Annotated in this window: 15 protein-coding genes and 2 pseudogenes; 9 read left to right on the top strand and 8 right to left on the bottom strand. The window is 66.5% G+C overall.

Annotated features, from left to right (window positions below):
* Positions 1–210: 210 nt before the first annotated feature.
* A complete protein-coding gene (locus NKG96_RS14905) occupies positions 211–690 on the top strand; it encodes a DUF8154 family protein (RefSeq protein WP_368409315.1) in 480 nt (159 codons plus the stop codon).
* 85 nt (positions 691–775) lie between these two features.
* Here the strand turns inward: NKG96_RS14905 and NKG96_RS14910 are convergent.
* The 4 genes and pseudogenes from NKG96_RS14910 to NKG96_RS14925 form a co-directional block, all read right to left on the bottom strand.
* Positions 776–1,984, bottom strand: a pseudogene (locus NKG96_RS14910) (RNA-guided endonuclease InsQ/TnpB family protein).
* 270 nt (positions 1,985–2,254) lie between these two features.
* Positions 2,255–2,752, bottom strand: coding sequence for a type II toxin-antitoxin system VapC family toxin (locus tag NKG96_RS14915; protein ID WP_254535941.1), 498 nt, complete (start codon positions 2,750–2,752; stop codon positions 2,255–2,257).
* Positions 2,753–2,760: 8 nt separating this feature from the next.
* Positions 2,761–3,072, bottom strand: coding sequence for a hypothetical protein (locus NKG96_RS14920; RefSeq protein ID WP_254535943.1), 312 nt, complete (start codon positions 3,070–3,072; stop codon positions 2,761–2,763).
* 213 nt (positions 3,073–3,285) lie between these two features.
* A pseudogene (locus tag NKG96_RS14925) lies at positions 3,286–4,302 on the bottom strand (putative type IV secretion/conjugal transfer ATPase); the annotation flags it as partial.
* A gap of 348 nt (positions 4,303–4,650) precedes the next feature.
* Between NKG96_RS14925 and NKG96_RS14930 the strand changes: the two are divergent.
* The 5 genes from NKG96_RS14930 (at position 4,651) to NKG96_RS14950 (ending at position 10,011) form a co-directional block, all read left to right on the top strand.
* The gene (locus tag NKG96_RS14930; RefSeq protein WP_254535945.1) at positions 4,651–5,673 is read left to right on the top strand and encodes an LLM class flavin-dependent oxidoreductase; all 1,023 of its coding nucleotides are present in this window, start codon (positions 4,651–4,653) and stop codon (positions 5,671–5,673) included.
* Positions 5,674–6,033: 360 nt separating this feature from the next.
* Complete coding sequence (locus NKG96_RS14935; RefSeq protein WP_254535947.1) at positions 6,034–6,237, top strand: hypothetical protein; 204 nt, start codon at positions 6,034–6,036, stop codon at positions 6,235–6,237.
* 111 nt (positions 6,238–6,348) lie between these two features.
* Positions 6,349–9,108, top strand: a complete 2,760-nt coding sequence (locus NKG96_RS14940; RefSeq protein WP_254535950.1) for a bacterio-opsin activator domain-containing protein — start codon at positions 6,349–6,351, stop codon at positions 9,106–9,108.
* A 61-nt stretch (positions 9,109–9,169) separates the two neighbouring features.
* Entirely contained in the window at positions 9,170–9,736 is a 567-nt protein-coding gene (locus NKG96_RS14945; RefSeq protein ID WP_254535952.1) for an HTH domain-containing protein, read from the top strand.
* Positions 9,733–10,011 (top strand): hypothetical protein, encoded by a 279-nt coding sequence (locus NKG96_RS14950; RefSeq protein WP_254535953.1) that lies wholly within the window; start codon positions 9,733–9,735, stop codon positions 10,009–10,011. The genes NKG96_RS14945 and NKG96_RS14950 overlap by 4 nt, the downstream gene beginning before the upstream one ends.
* 18 nt (positions 10,012–10,029) lie before the next feature.
* On the opposite strand, the gene NKG96_RS14955 is transcribed toward NKG96_RS14950, so the two are convergent.
* Positions 10,030–10,818, bottom strand: coding sequence for a YhjD/YihY/BrkB family envelope integrity protein (locus NKG96_RS14955; RefSeq protein ID WP_254535954.1), 789 nt, complete (start codon positions 10,816–10,818; stop codon positions 10,030–10,032).
* A gap of 136 nt (positions 10,819–10,954) precedes the next feature.
* Between NKG96_RS14955 and NKG96_RS14960 the strand changes: the two genes are divergently transcribed.
* Both NKG96_RS14960 and NKG96_RS14965 read left to right on the top strand, forming a co-directional pair.
* Positions 10,955–11,683, top strand: a complete 729-nt coding sequence (locus NKG96_RS14960; protein WP_254535955.1) for an ABC transporter ATP-binding protein — start codon at positions 10,955–10,957, stop codon at positions 11,681–11,683.
* Positions 11,680–12,912, top strand: coding sequence for an ABC transporter permease (locus NKG96_RS14965; RefSeq protein WP_254535956.1), 1,233 nt, complete (start codon positions 11,680–11,682; stop codon positions 12,910–12,912). The genes NKG96_RS14960 and NKG96_RS14965 overlap by 4 nt, the downstream gene beginning before the upstream one ends.
* Before the next feature lie 62 nt (positions 12,913–12,974).
* Here NKG96_RS14965 and NKG96_RS14970 read toward each other — a convergent pair whose 3' ends face one another.
* Both NKG96_RS14970 and NKG96_RS14975 read right to left on the bottom strand, forming a co-directional pair.
* Complete coding sequence (locus NKG96_RS14970; RefSeq protein WP_254535957.1) at positions 12,975–13,895, bottom strand: DUF4397 domain-containing protein; 921 nt, start codon at positions 13,893–13,895, stop codon at positions 12,975–12,977.
* A 304-nt stretch (positions 13,896–14,199) separates the two neighbouring features.
* Complete coding sequence (locus NKG96_RS14975; protein WP_254535958.1) at positions 14,200–15,171, bottom strand: NAD-dependent epimerase/dehydratase family protein; 972 nt, start codon at positions 15,169–15,171, stop codon at positions 14,200–14,202.
* Between the two features lie 235 nt (positions 15,172–15,406).
* Here NKG96_RS14975 and NKG96_RS14980 point away from each other — a divergent pair, with 235 nt between their 5' ends.
* On the top strand, positions 15,407–15,580 hold the full coding sequence (locus NKG96_RS14980; protein WP_254535959.1) for a hypothetical protein: 174 nt from the start codon (positions 15,407–15,409) through the stop codon (positions 15,578–15,580).
* A 1-nt stretch (position 15,581) separates the two neighbouring features.
* Here NKG96_RS14980 and NKG96_RS20930 read toward each other — a convergent pair whose 3' ends face one another.
* Positions 15,582–15,704 (bottom strand): hypothetical protein, encoded by a 123-nt coding sequence (locus tag NKG96_RS20930; protein ID WP_256558093.1) that lies wholly within the window; start codon positions 15,702–15,704, stop codon positions 15,582–15,584.
* Between the last annotated feature and the right edge of the window lie 119 nt (positions 15,705–15,823).

Raw genomic sequence — 15,823 nt, forward strand, 5'->3', positions numbered from 1 at the left:
AGGGTATGTCTATAGATATATGTCTGCCATCCGGAGTGAAAGTGAACGCGCGAGGGATACCCCGGACTGAGTGGTGTCGGGGGTTGCGTCCCTCTTGTCGGATTCACGCCCGTCCCCAGAACGCTACGCGTTCTGGTGTGCGGACGAGAGCTCCGCTCTCGTCAACGCCGTAAACGACGGGACTCTCTCCTTGAATCAGGTAGCACGCGCATCGAGCAACTCATCGACGAAGTCCAGGCCGCGTTCGACCACCGGCCGACTGAAATCGAGTCCGGTCTTAACGTCGACGACGCCGCACTCCTCCAGCTACGGAAGGGATGCCGGTTGCTCGCCGGCGCTGCGGCGCTCCAAGATGCGGCGTACTACACGCTTGTCATCGAAGCGTCGTTCGTGGCCATCGAGCGAACGGTCGAGTTTCGCTTGTTCGAACGGGGAACAACGCAGCCCGACGACCTCCCCGGGACGCACTCAGGTGTGTACCGGGAAGCGGCGAGGACAGGAATCTTCGCTGAATCGACCGCTGCGGATCTTGCGGACCTCTGGCGGAACTACCAGGCGAAGACGTACTATCAGGACGGGCTCGCTACAGCGGATCGTGCTGAGAAAACATACGCGCTCGCAGCGGAAGTCCATACGTTCGTAAACTACCCCACCCTACTTCGCTCGGTCGAACGCGACCTCGCTCGTTGAGGGTGTCGCCAGAACTCTCCGAGTTCTGGCTGCTAACCAGAAGTCAAAGACTTCTGGTGATAGGGCTTTCGCGTGGACTCCCGTTCTATGCCACCGAATCGATAGCAGGGGGAACATACTCCCCACTCACGTTCAACGTCCCACGATTCAAGCGCACGTCTACGGGTGCGCCTCCGTCGTCTGCGTTTTGCCGACGGCGGAGATACTTCCAACCGATGTTTTTCGCGGCGTTGTAATCCGCGTGGTTCTCGTACCCGCATTTCTGACAGGCGAACACTTCTCCCGAACGGTTGTCGTCGTGGGTACACCCGCACGTCGAACACCGCTTCGAGGTGTTCCGTGGGTCCACCTGTACGACTTCGAGGCCGTATTCTGTGGCTTTGTACTCGACGTACTCGTAGAGGCGTCGGAACGCCCAGACGTGTTGCCACGTTGCCTCGGGGATGTTCTCACGGATGTGTATCAAATCCTCGAAGACGATGTGCGAACAGTTGGTATCGAGGGCTTCCTCGATTAGTTCGTTCGATACCGTGTGCAGATGTATCTCGAATCGACCTGTCTCTTTCCGACCGACCGATTCGATATTCTCGTGGGCGTGTCGAGAGCCACACTGTTGGAGCGAGCCACGGCGTTTCTCGTACTCTCGACGCCAGTGGTTAAACTCGTCTGCCGACCAGAACCGTCCGGTCGAAGCGACAGCGATGTTGTTGACACCCAAATCCACACCAAGGACTGTTCTGTGCTTAGCGTGGGAATCGGGTGTCTCAGTCGTCTTGAGCATCGAGGCGTGGAGATACCACTCTCCGTCTCGATACTGGAGGTGGCCCATCCGAAACGCGAAGTCGTCGTCTTCGACGTACTTTGTCGGTGGCGTCTCCGCGTCGTCGGGGAGGATGTAGTCACACTTGACGCGCCCTCCGACCGTCGAAAGCGACACGTGGTTCCGATGGAACGTCGCGCTCCGCTTGTCGTACACCGCGCTATCGGCGGAGAAGTACGGTTGTGACGTGTTCTCACCACGCTTGATTCGCTCGACGCCACTCGTGACGGCTTCGACTGCCCGTCAGATGCCTTTCTGAACGAGGTTCGCTGTCAAATCCGTCTCGTCGCGGAGACGGTCGTACAGGGCGCTCTCGGCTTTCGCTTTCGAGGTGACGTGGTAGTCGTCGTCCCGCCAGCACCACTCGCTCCCGACGTTTGCGCAGTGTTTGAACTGCTCGACTGTTTCCTCCAAGAGCGCATCGGCTCTCTCGGGGGTGTCGAGTTTGATGACGGCGGTACGACGGACTTCCACTGTACTTCACATTGCTATGCGGTGTTACTAATGGTTTTGGGAGCACATCAGCAGTCGGGGTGTGTTCGTATCAGCCCGTGTCGGTTTCCTCCCCGCCCTACTCGCTCCCTTCGGTCGCTCCTTGAGGACAGGGCATCCACCTCGATTTTCTGGTGAAACCACACGTTCACGAAAGTCCAAAAAAGTGCGCACAGACCCGCAAGCTGCCTCCGTGGGTCAGTAGCCGAATCCCCAACGGAGGAATCCTCGCGCTTTGACGCGGGGAGGATGTCAATCCTGCCGACGGTATGGGAGGGTCGTCACATCGAATGCATCGTAGTGACTGTCATACGTGAGGATATGATCGACCTCCAACTCGGCCATGTGTGATGCGACGATGAAGTCGGTGAGCGACGCATCAAGATCGGTCCACGTGATGAAGGTTTCTACGGCGTCATCAAAGATGGCCTCGGACACGAATTCGACATGATAGAGCGTGCTCTCGTCGAGTGTCGTCAGGAAGGCTATCGCGTTCTGCAGCGATGCCTGCTTTTTCAGTCGGGTGGCCGCCTCGTCGACGATGTGATCGTTGACGATGAGCCGTCGGTAGGGGAGGTCGCCACCGCGAACGAACGTCATGAACGCCCGTGACACCGCATGCATCTGGTCGCGGGGGTTGAAGAGGGCGTACAGAAATTTCGGGCCAACGACGACCTGATGTCGAACGTGGCCTGGGCGGAAGTGTTCGGCCGTGACGGGTCCGATTGGTGTCTCGACTGGCTCGGCCATATATCGGGTCAGGAGTTCGGTGATGGGTCGTCGGCGAGTGTGAACGACTCGTCGCTGCCGTGCCACTCGTCGACGAGATCAGCTTCGGCGCGAGCGTCCGTGTGTGCCGTCTCCGACAGGGAGTCCGTTTCGAGTTCGTCAAGGACGGTAAACGCCCGATCGTTCGGGTCTGCTCGCTGCTTCCGTTCGACCCACTCGACGAGGGCTTCGTGTCCGGCTTTCTTGAGCGACAGTCCGTGTTCCCTTGCGAATTCTCGGAACCGTTCGTATTCATCCTCGCTCAGTTCGGTTTGGACGTGCTTGGTGTCGTTGCTGCTCATGCTGGCCCTCTGTTGCTACTCTTCACTATCGGCTCATGAGCTATAAGATGTTCGCATGAAGTACTTCATGTAGCGATTCGGGGCGAATCGAAGATCTAGTGTATTCCCCCTGATATCCTCCCACGACTTTAGTCGTGGGCGTTCTCCTCGAACCTCTGTAACTGATGTCGGCGGCGTTCACCGAATCCCGGCAGAGCGCAGTCGGCTACGCGCTCAGTCGCATCCTCCTCGACCGACAGAGTTCGATGCGGACTCGTCGTTCACGTTCCCAGCCGAACACTCCGAGTCCTCTAGCGCGAACCCATCGTCGATCACCCTCGCTTCGAACTCGCTGGCCCGGACGCGAAGCGGGAACCAGCCTTCCTCGTCGATACCCAGCAGCGCCTCGGAGAACCCGTCGGTCTCATTCCCTGCTTTCGCCGTCCGAACCCAACCGACCTCGCGGTCGTTCAACCCGAACCAGTCGGTGAGTGTCTCGGTCTCCTCCTGCACACGGTGAATCACGGTCATCGAGCAGAGGTTCGCGATCGTCCGCGCCTCCGGAGTCAAGGCGAACTCCCCGCCGGTCTGCGTGATGAACTGAATCGAGAGGTCGTAGTGGCGACTGTGCCGGACGGCCGTCTCCAAGAATGCCAGCGAGCTCGCCTCTCCCATCAGGTAGTGGGCCTCGTCGATGGCGAACACCACCCGTTTGTCGGTACTTTTCGCCTGTTCGTAGACGGCGTTGAACAGCACCTGCATCATCAGGCTCGTCTCGCCACGCCCGCGGGTGCCTTCCTCCAGGAGCAAGTCGAGATACACGACAGGAGAATCGAGGTCGAACGACGTCGGCTGGGCGAGGTTCGCCAGATCACCCCCATCACGGAACGACGGGCGGAGGTCGACCAACAACGACTGGGCGTCCTCGCTCACACGCTCGCACTCGCCGTCGGTCTCGTATCCGTACCCTTCAGGATGCTCCGTCAACCCCAGTAGGGAACTCATCACCGTCGCGACGGTCGGGGACTCCCGGTCGTGTGTCGCCGGGTCGCGGGTGATCCCCGTTACGTCGTAGGCCTCCTGAATCGCCCGCCGGAGCGTCTGGGTTCGCGCACCCAGGGGGTTGCCCGCGACGTGTTCGAAGAACGTCTGGAAGAACCCGAGGACCCACGTGATCTGTTCGGCCCACGGGTCGAGGTCCGGGGCATCCTGCAGCACGCCTTCGGGCGTGGGCTGGATCTCGAGTGGGTTGAACTGGCAGGTGACGGTCAATCCAACGGCCAACAGCTATCGTCGAGTTGGACGGGGAGTGTATATCGACTGCACATCGTAGCCTTTCACTCGAATTGGTGGTGTGTCACACGATCGATTCGCAATAGGCAGAGGTACGAACACCGCTCGGTGGAGGAGACGAAGACTCCACCGTCGAGGTCGGACGCAGGCTACGAGTCGAGGCAAGTGCTCGCGATTCCAACCGACACGTAGCTGACAGCGGACAAATCGGCAGCACCAGTTCTATGAATCGTTTCGACCGGTCGCGAAACCGTACGAGACCTCCGGTAGCCGAACCATTTTCTTTCGCAGCCCCTGGAATGTGGTATGGACCTCTCTGTTGTCGATCTCTCTCCAGTTCCCGATGGCGGCACCGCCACAGACGCGTACGCGAACACCGTCAAGGCCGCACGGCAGGCCGAGGACCTCGGGTTTTCGCGTTTCTGGGTGGCGGAACACCACGCGATGGCGGACACCCTCGCGGGAACGACCCCCGAGGTGCTTCTCGGACATCTCGCCGCCGAGACCGAGTCGATCCGACTCGGGTCCGGCGCAGTGTTGCTCAACCACTACAGTCCGTTCAAAGTCGCGGAGGTGTTCGGTGCGCTCGACGGGCTCGCACCGGGGCGTGTCGACGCGGGCCTGGGTCGGGCGAACGGCTCGCCGGCGGCAGACCACGCGCTCGGAACCGACCGGCACGTCCAGAACCCCGACGAGGACCATCGGGAGAAAATCGAGGCCGTCGTGAACCACCTCTACGACGACTATCCCGACGAGCACGCCTACGGCGACCTGACGATTCCACGCTCCGGGGGCGACGTCCCGACGCCGTGGGTACTTGGCTCGAGCCCATCCAGTGCCGCGCTCGCGGGCGAGCTCGGACTGCGGTATTGCTTTGCGGCGTTCATCAGACCGGAGTACGCGGAACCGGCCTTCGAACAGTACCGCGAGCACTTCCAACCCGGGCGACTCAGTGGCAGCATCAGCGAACCAACGGGAATGCTCGCGATGAACGCGATCTGTGCAGAGACGGACGAACAGGCGGCACGGCTCCGCGCGAGCGCCGAAGCGACATACAAGCGGCTACAGCGCGGAGTAGTTGGAACCCGGCCGTCCGTCGAAGACGCCATCGACGAACTCGGCGGCGTTCCAGAACCGACACCGACGACACTGGATGCCGGTGAATGGCCACGGGCCATCTCCGGAAGTCCGGACACGCTCGACGGTCTTCTAACCCAGCTCGCAGACCGCGTCGCTGTAAACGAGGTGATGATCCAGCAGGTGGTCGCCGACCACGACGATGGACTGCGTTCCCACGAGCTGCTGGCCGAAGGCGTGGGAATCAACTAACCTGGGCAACCACCCGGGTCCAAGTGCTCCACTCCATCTACGACCGCTTGGTTCGCTGGCGGCCGACCGCGGCGGCAGTTCGATTTGGCGAATTCACGCCCGCCCAGAAGGGCGGGATTCTCTCCTCGATTTGGCGAATAGTTCGGCTCCGGAGCGGTGTGTCCGGACCTTCCAACGAGGACGGACGCGAGACGACAAGTCGAAAACTGGTAGTGGACCACAGAGGGCACGACGGCCCGGCGTACAATCCCGATCGAAGAACAGTCTCCCCCATCGCCGGTATCCCTATAGCCCTCTCACGCCGCCCGGAGTGACGTCTGTAGAGTGAACGGTCAGCACCGTTCAGGGAAAGACACGGGTATGGACGAGAACCCACACACCGACCACCCGAACGCCGAACTGCTCGACGACATCACGGACACGGAACAGCAGCTCCTGCACATCGTCGAGGACCTTGCCGTCGCCGGCACCCTCACCGAGGGCGACCGCGACCAGATCGGTTTCGAGATCGGCGTGCTGAGCGCCGAACTGCGCGCGTGCATCGACCCGAGCAGGTGGGAGTGACGCGGCAGGGTCCCCCGCGCGTCGACCCCCGCGAACGGACCGCGAGGGTTCGTCGGATAACCCCCCGTAACCCAACGACTATTGTAGCCGGGTAGCTACCTCACGCGACGAATGCTGCTCATCGGACCCGACGAGGCGACGGCCGGGTCCTACGCCGCCCCGCTCGAACGGGCGGGGTTCCGGGTCGAAACCACGACAACCCCGGCCGACTGCCTCGACCGCATCGCGCCGTCGGCCGAGTGCGTCGTCTGTACCGACCGGCTCGACGGGACGACGGGCCTTTCGGTCCTCCGGGCGGTCCGTGCGGCCCATCCCGACCTCCCCTTCGTCCTCGTCGCGACCGACGGCGACGAGAGACTCGCGAGCGAGGCGGTCTCGGCCGGCGTCACCGAGTACGTCCCGGCCGGCGACGGCGTCCCCCCCGACCTCGTCGAGCGCGTGCGGAGCGCCGTCGGAACCGGTGGTCGGCGGGGGGAGACGGCTCCCGACGTCGCGGCGGTGTACGAGCGCATCAGCGATGCGTTCTACGCCGTCGACGAGTCGTTCCGGTTCGTCTACGTCAACGAGCGCGCGCGCGAACTCCTGCAGGCCGCCCCCGCCGACCTCCTCGGACGCACCGTCTGGGAGGCGTTCCCAGAGACGAGAGACACCGTCGTCCACGACGCGCTCCACGACGCGCTGGCGACACAGACGCCGACGACGTTCGACCTCTACTACGACCCAATCGACAGCTGGGTGGACGCGTGCGTCTACCCCTCGGCGACCGGCCTGTCGGTCTACCTGCGGGACGTCACCGAGCGCAAGCGCCGCGAGCGGGCGCTCCGGGACGCCTACGAGGTGATCGCTGACCCGGAGCGCACCTTCGCCGACCGCGTCGACGACCTGCTGGAGGTCGGCCGCGACGTCCTCGGAGTCGGCTACGCCACCCTCTCGTACGTCCGCGGGGAGGAGTACGTCTTCGAGGCCGTCGCCGCCCCGCCGGGGGCCGACCTCGCGGTGGGCGAGACGGTGCCGCTGGAGACGACCAACTGCGAGCGGGTGGTCGCGACAGAGGAGACGCTCGTGTTGCGCGACGTCGAGACGGACGCCCCCGAACTCGCCGACCGGGCGGGCAACGCGGAGTGGGGCGTCGCCTGCTACCTCGGCGCGCCCGTCGCCCTCGGCGACGAGGTGTGCGGGACCCTCTGTTTCTACGACATGGAGGCGCGGAGCGAGGCGTTCTCCGACTGGGAGGTGACGTTCGTCGACCTGCTCAGCAACTGGGTGAGCCGCGAACTCGACCAGCAGCGCCACACCGAGCAGTTCGCCGCCCTCGACGACGCCTTCCCGGACCTCGGGTTCGTCGTCGACGGCGAGGGACGCTACCGGGACTACCTCGCCGGCCCGGCCGCGGCCGGCAGCCTCGCCGTCGACCGCGAGGACCTCCTCGGGCGGACCGTCGACGAGGTGTTGCCGGGAGAGGCGGCGGAATCGCTGCTGGCGGCCGTCCGCGAGGCGACGGCGACCGGCCGACTCCAGACCGTCGAGTACGACCGCCCGGTGGGCGGGCAGCGACGGTGCTTCGAGGCGCGGGTCGCGCCGTTGACCGGGAGCGAGTACGGTCCCGAGACGACGGTCGTCGTCGCCCGCGACGTGACCGAGCGGCGGGCGCGCGAACGGGCCCTCGAACGCCAGCGCGACGAACTGGCGAAGCTCCACCGCATCGACGCGCTCACCCGGGGTATCACGGGGAGCCTCCAGAACGCGGCCACGCGCGACGCCATCGAGGCCGCTGTCTGCGAACACCTCACCGAGTCCGACCTGTACCGGACCGCCTGGGTCGGCACCGGCGAGCGGTCGACCGCGGGCGGCGGCCCCGTCACTCCGCGAACGGTCGCCGGCGCTGTCGACGCCCGGGAGGGCGCCCCGGGGGCGGACGGTCCGGCCGCGGCGGCTCTGCAATCCGAGCCTCGAAACGACGACGGCCCGACCGACACCGCGGGACCGCCCGCCGCGCGAGAGGACGGTGAGGGCGACCACCCCTCGCTCGCGGCGGTCCCGCTGACGACCGACGCGACGACCTACGGCGTGCTGGTGGTCGAGGCGCCGGCCGGCGAGACCATCGACGACGCCGAGCGGGAGGTCCTCGCCGACCTCGGGCGGACCATCGCCCTCGCCATCCAGCGCGTCGAGAGCCAGCGGTCGCTCACGGCCGCGACGGCGGTCGAACTCCGGTTTCGCGTCCCCGACGACACCTTCGGCGAGGTGACCGCCGGCGAGGACGGCCGACTCGTCTTCGAGCGGCGGGTCCCGGTCGGCGACGGGCGACGCCTCTACTACTTCGCCGTCCCCGACGGCGACCCCTCGCGCGTCGGCGAGCGACTGGCAGCGAACGCGGCCGTGGACGCGTGTGCGGCCGTCGGCGACGGCGAGGGGGCCGACGGGTCGGCGCTCCTCGAGGTGGCCCTCGCTACGGACACCGCTACCGCCATCGACGTGCTGGTCGAGCAGGGGGCGTCCGTCGTGGAGGCGCGCGTCGAGGCCGGCGACCTCCACGTCACGGCCGAGGTCGCCCCCCGCACCGACGTCCGCGCCATCGTCGACGCCCTGCAGGAGGCGACGGCGGCGGCCGACCTCGTGGGCAAGCGGTCGGTCGAGCGTCCCGTCGCGACGGCACCCGAGAGGGGTGGGGGCGACGGCGGGGGCCTGACCGCGAAACAGCGCGCCGCCCTCGGGGTCGCCCTCGCCCGCGGGTACTACGAGTGGCCGCGCGCGAGCACCGCCGAGGAGATCGCCCGGACGATGGACGTCTCCTCCGCGACGTTCCACTACCACCTCCGCCACGGTCTCCGGACCGTGCTGACGGACGTCCTCGACCGGAAGCGGGGCTGACCGGACGCCACTCTAGACACGTCTAGGGCACGCTTCTCACCCGGCGCGCCGAGGACACCGTATGCACATCACGGGAGACAGCGATGCGGGAACGGACGGAGCGGCCGGTCACGTCGGGCGACAGCGGGCGGTCGACCCGCCGGGTGGTGGCGCGACAGGGGGGCAACGGGGCCGACACGTCGAACTCTGGGTTCGGGGGCGGTCCCCCTACTGCGTGCGCGACGCGGAGGAGGAGACGGGCGACCGGCTTCGCCGGCTCGTGGAGGGCGGAGCCATCGACTCCTTCGCCGTCCGCCAGTGGACCGACGTCGGGTCGGGCACCCGAACGGGAGGGGTGGCCGACGTCGCGACCAGCCACCGGAAGGTCGTCGAGTTCGAGGCGTGGGCGAACGACCGCGGGTACCGGCTCTCGCCCGGGTTCCGGACCCACGAGCTACAGTCGATGGTGGGTCACAGCGTGCGCCGGAAGCTGGTCTCGCCGGTGCTCTGCCTGGCGGTCTACGACGGCGACACGCTCGATGCGGTCTTCCCCCACGCCGACGAGGGGGACGTCCACACCGTCGCCGACGGCCTCGGGCGACTCGCGCGGGGCGGGACGGCGACGTCCCACGGGGGTGAGGTGGCGTGAACGACACCGAACGGGGGCGCCTCTCGGCCCGCGTGCGGGTGCTCGAGGCGCTCGAACACCTGCGGCAGGCCCGGGAGGCGCTGGCCCAGGGCGACGACGTGGCCGACGCACTCGGGGAGGCGATTCGGGAGGTCGAGGCGCTCCGCGACGGGCTCGAAGACACCGTCGCGGAGGCGATATCTACGGACGTGACCGAACCCGTCGAGGGATGGGGGCCTGCCGAGCGGACGACCCCCATCGACGTACTGGCGGGGGTCGACCAGCGGCGGAACTGACGACGCGTCTACTGACCGCTACTCGGAGACGCCCTCCAGCGCCCCCCGGCGGGCCACCAGCGCGTTCACGACCACGCCGAACAGGAGCATCGTCGCCGCGGCGTACAGCGCGGTCAGGATGATGATGATGCCGCTCAACACGCCGTACACCGCGTATCGCCCGGCGTTCGTCGCGTACACCTGCACGACGAGCAACAGCACGGTCCACCCCAGCGCCGCGCTGACCGCCCCGGGCAGCGCCGCCCGAACCGACGTCACCAGGCGGGAGGGGACGTAGTACAGCGGGACGAACGCGGCCGTCAGGGCGAGTGGCAACACGAGAAAGCCGACGTGGGCCACCGACTCGGATGCGGGGATGAGCGGGAAGAGCGCCCCGACAACGACGAGCGCGGCGATAGCGAGCAGGAGCGACCCGAGGATGCCAGTGGCGTCCCGCGCCTGATCGAGCAGCGACCGGTCGCCCGCCGCCTCGACGCGCTCGATCACCGTCAGGAAGCCGATGGAGATGTTGGCCGCGCTCCAGGCGAGGACGGCGGCGGCGAGGAGCGCCGCGCCCGCCCTCCCCGTGGCCGTGGTCAACGCCTCGTACATCAGCTGTTGGGCCTCCGTAGTGAGGACCCGCGGGGTCGCCGCCTGAATCTCCGTCGCGATGGGCGCCCCGACGAGGGCGAGCACCAGCACGACCAGCGGGAGCAAGGAGACGAACGAGTAGTACGCGAGGGCGGCCGCCGGATACCTGATGTCGTGTTCAGTCGCCACCCTGACGACGGTCAGGGCGCCGCTGAGTACACTGCCCACGCGGAACATACCGCGGGTACGAAGCTACCCACCTAAAGCCTTGTATCTCGGGGGAGTGCGTCCTGACGACGGCCGTCAGTGTCGTCATCGAAAGTCACACTCACGGGCGCCTAGAACTTTTATCCGGCAGTGCCGTACTCGACGTATGTCGACGGGGACACTGGGCAGTGGACCGCCCACCATCGCGCTGACGGACGTGGGCGTGGTCTACGGGCGCGGAGCGCTCGTGCGCGCGCTCGACGGTGTCTCGCTGACGATCGCTCCCGGGTCGTACACCGCGCTCATGGGGCCGAGCGGGTCCGGGAAGAGTACGCTCTTGCACCTGGCCGGCTGCCTCGATACACCGACGAGCGGTCGGGTCGAGCTTCTCGGAACCGACGTCGCCGCGCTGGGCGACGGCGAGCGGGCCACCCTCCGCGGACGGGAGATCGGCTTCGTCTTCCAGTCGTTCAACCTGATGCCGGCGCTGACGGCCGTCGAGAACGTCGCGCTCCCCTTGCTCTTTCAGGGGGTGGGTCGGACGGAGCGCGTCGGGCGTGCAACGAACCTCCTCGAGGGTGTTGGTCTCGCCGACCGTACCGACCACCTCCCGCGAGACCTCTCTGGCGGCCAGCGCCAGCGGGTCGCTATCGCCCGCGCGCTCGCCAACGACCCCGCGCTCCTCCTCGCGGACGAACCCACGGGGAGCCTCGACTCTGCGACCGGTGACCAGATCATGGCGCTGCTCGATTCGCTTCACGCCGACGGAACCACGATCGTCCTCGTCACACACGACCGCGGGGTCGCCGAGCACGCGGATCGCATCGTCCACCTGCTCGACGGCCGAATCCGCCGTGACGAGATGGTCGACCCGCAGGCGGTGAACGCACGGTGAATCTCGTCGAGTCGGTTCGGTTCGCCTGGCGTGACCTCCGGGGGCACCCGCTCCGGTCGGCGCTCACCGCGCTCGGCGTCGTCATCGGCGTCGCGACCGTCATCGCGTTAGTGACGCTCAGCGCCAGCCTGCAGGCGGGACTGGTCGGCGACATCACGACCGACGCCGCGACCGTGAACGTCTGGGCGGGGCCGGCCGCCGGTGCGGACACACCCGGGTCGGGTACGCGACCCGTCTTTACGGACAGCGACGTGCGGGCGCTCGCGGCCATCGAGGGCGTTGCAGACGTTACCCCACGGGCGAGCACGGGGCTGGGAACCGTCGAGGTCGGCGGACGAACCATCGCCGGTCGGGGGGCGGTCGCCGTCGAGGCAGCGTACTTCGACCCCGGTGACGTCCAGCGCGGTCGGGCGTTCCACGACGGCGCACCCGAACTCGTGGTCAACCCCGCCGGTCTCGCCCTCCTCGGGGAAGGCGTCGACGTCGGCGACACCGTGCGGATAACCCGCTCGGAGGAAACTATCGAGGCGACCATCGTCGGCGTCCTGCACGGATCGGACGCACAGGACCCCTTCGACGGATTGGGCGAGAAACCCCGTATCTACGTCCCGATGGACCCGTTCTACGAGCGGACGGTCGCACTGCCGGACGGGACGCGCGAGCGCGCCTACCCCATCCTCTTCGTCCGGGGGACCGACCCGGCGGCGACCGACGCCATCGCCGAGCGGGCACTCACCGTCTTGGAGGCGGAGTCAGACGCGTCGACCCTGCTTCCGGAGGGGTACGTCTTCGAGGCGCAGACGAACGCCCAGTTCCTCGACTTGCTGCTCGAACTCGTCCGCACGCTGACTGGATTCGTCCTGGGCGTGGCGGTCGTCTCGCTCGGCGTCGGGAGCATCGGCATCGCGAACGTCGTGCTCGCGAGCGTGAGCGAGCGGACCCACGAGATCGGTATCATGAAAGCCATCGGCGCGCGCGAGCGCGACGTCCTCCTGCTCTTCCTCGTCGAGAGTGTGACGCTGGGAACGCTCGGGGCCGTCGCCGGCGCGCTGGTCGGGCTCGCCACCGGCGTCGTCGCGGCCACGCTCATCGACCTCCCGGTCGTCGTCCCGTGGGAGTGGGTCGGACTGGCCCTCGGGATGGGCGTCGTCGTCGGCGTGGTCGCCGGCCTCTATCCGGCGTGGAGTGCCGGGCGTGTCGACCCGGTCGTCGCGCTTCGGTCGGAGTGACTCGGGTCACACGCGGATAGAAAGTCGAATGGATGGTACCGGCTCATCCCGGCCGGGCGGCATCAGTCGTCTTCCGTTTTTTGGCTGTCGTCCTTCCCGTTGGCGTTCCCCTTCCGGTTTCCACCGTGACCCTTCGAGTCGGCCGTCCGGAGGTGCGGGCGGGCGACCGCATCGACCGTAGCGTACACCTTCGGTTTGAAGCCGCCGGCCTCTGGCGTGCGCTCGGCGACGTAGGCCGAGTAGGCAGTCCCGTGACGGAGGCCACCCGTGATGACCTTCGCCAGCTCGCCGGAGCGGTAGATACGAATGGGACGCTTCGGGTCCACGTGCATGTACCCGGTCGTCTCGCCGAAGCGCACGCCGCTCGCGAGCGTCTCCCCGCCGGAGCGAACCGTCACGCGACCGCCGTCGGCCAGCGCGTGAACGAACCGGACGAGCGTCTGCTTCTGTTTCGGGAGCTGGGTCCGGCCGTACCCCGGCGGATCTTCGCCCTCGTTGTCGACCAGCGCGAGCGCCTGCGGCATGGGCTGTTCGAGCTCCGGGGAGACTTCACCGATCGCGAGGACGGTGTAGTTCCGCCCGGCCTCGAAGTCGAACTCGGGGATCTTCACGATCGGCTCGTCGGGTTTGCCCGCCGGCGTCACCTTGAGCCCGATGCCGATGGCGGGGACGTCCGCGTACTCGGCGGGGATGTTGGGCCGGACCGCCGTGTAGTCCAGGTTGGTGTTGATGGGCACCTCACCGACCTCCTCCATCCCGGGGACGAACGCGTACACGTCGACAGCCGGTCCATCGGGGATGAAGTGCCCGAAGCGGACGCGACTGGTACTGACGCCCCCATCGGAGAGGTCGTCGATCATACCGCTCATCCCGTCGCCGTCGTCGCCCTGCTGGGCGGTCACCATCCCGGCGCCGCCGAGCCCCGTCAGCGCACCCGCAGCGCCGAACAGTTTGAGCACGCGTCGTCTGGTTTCGTCGACCATACGAGGAGTCACAGGAGGAATCAAGTTAGTTAACAATCAATATAGTGGTGAAACAATCATCTGCGCCGTAGACTCCCTCGTTCGGTAGTCTCACCGTCGAAAGAGAGACGTCTGCATCGACGTAGTTGGATAATCAACCGCCACGCGAGGTCGCCCCGGGCCCGAGAAACTGAGAGACGCAGACGGCGTATCTACTGGGTGAACTGTCGAATCGGCGTGAGTCACCTGCAAGCCGGGCCTTACGCGAACGGTGACTGTGTAAGCAGGTGTAATTTTCCCGGTTGCCGCCGCCGAGGCGTACGGGTCAGTCGTCGGTCGCCAGCAGCTCGCGGACGCTTCCCTCGACGCTCTCCTGTGGTTCCCAGCCGAGGCGCTCGCGCGCGCCCGACCAGTCGACCTCGAAGGAGTCGACGAGCGTCTCCCCGCTGCGTGGGTTCTCGACGAGTTCGACGTCGGTGTCGATGTCGCGTTCCTCGCGGGCGATTCCCTGGACCAGTTCGGCGACGTCCATCACGCTCGGGTCCTCGTCGGTGGCGATCTCGAACTTCTCGACGCCCGTCTCGCCGTCGGCGTGTTGCTCGACGAGTCGCTCGGCGCTGCAGACGAACGCGCGGGCGACGTCCTTCACGTGGACGAAGTTGCGCGACTGCGTGCCCGGTTCGTAGACCGTCAGCGTCCCGCCCGAGAGCGCCCGGTTGACGAAGAAGTTGATGACGGTGTTCTTCGAGACCGTCCGCCCGTTCATGACGTGTTCGCCGTAGAGGTTGGCGACCATGAACTGGTGGGCCGGGAACGCCCCCTCGGCGTAGCAGTCGATGGCCTGTTCGTTGAGCACCTTCGTCCGCCCGTACCAGTTCAGCGGGTCGCGGTCCATCCCGACGTGGATGGGGAACTCGTCGGGGTCACCGATGACCGCCATCGAGAACGGGAAGGCGAGTGCCGTGCCGGTCTTCCGGCAGTACCACGCGACGTTCTCGGTGCCGACGACGTTCACCTCGTAGGCGCGGTCCGGGTTGTCGTCACAGTCGTCGACGCCGCTGATGGCCGCGAGGTGGAGTACCACGTCCGCGCCGTCGAGGGCCGCTTCGAGGTCCTCGCGGTGGCGGATGTCGACGTGGTCGACGGTCACGTCGCCCACCTCGCGGACCTCCCCGAGGTAGTAGTTGTCCAGCGCCGTGACCTCCCAGTCGGGGTGCTGTGTCTGCAGTTCGTGGACGACGCGACTCCCGATGTAGCCCGCCGCCCCGGTGACGGCGACGTGTGGCGAGTCAGTCATGGCGATAGTGGACGGACTTCGCCCGCCCGACTATAGCTTTCGCTTACCGTCACCGCGTGATGGGCGCCGACTGGGAGAGTCCACGCGCGAACCGTCGCGGACGTCGACCCGTCCTAGTGTATCACGCCAGCCATACACTTATCTGACCAGTCCGCGAACAGTACAGTCGACCCGCCGCGTCGTACGCTACCCCGCTCGACGCGGCCTCCGACGCCGAGCGATCCGCAATCCACCCATGAGTTCCAAATCAACCGACCACCCCGACTACGCGGCGATGCGCACCTCCCTCCGGAAGCTGAACGAGCGGACCGACGGCGAGGGACTGGCCTGTCCGAACCCGACGTGCGACGGTACCCTGCGGACGAGCGACGGCCTGCTCTCCTGTGGCACCTGCGCCGCGACGCGGTAGGTCACTCCTCGCGTCGCCAGCCACACTGGCCACAGAGAACGGGGATCTCATCGCCGTTCGCCCCGATGGTGATGCGAACCTGGTAGCTCCCGCAGTCGGGACAGCACTCCGCCCCCCGAGTCACGATACCACCTCGCAGTTCGCGTCCATACGTGGCGAGTACACGACGTGTCGGATAGTTCCGACGTTAAGTATCCGAACAGTGTGGCGTACAATCTACGCCGAACCGCCCGGAATGTTGTT

Source organism: Halomarina litorea, assembly GCF_024227715.1.
Taxonomy (GTDB): domain Archaea; phylum Halobacteriota; class Halobacteria; order Halobacteriales; family Haloarculaceae; genus Halomarina; species Halomarina litorea.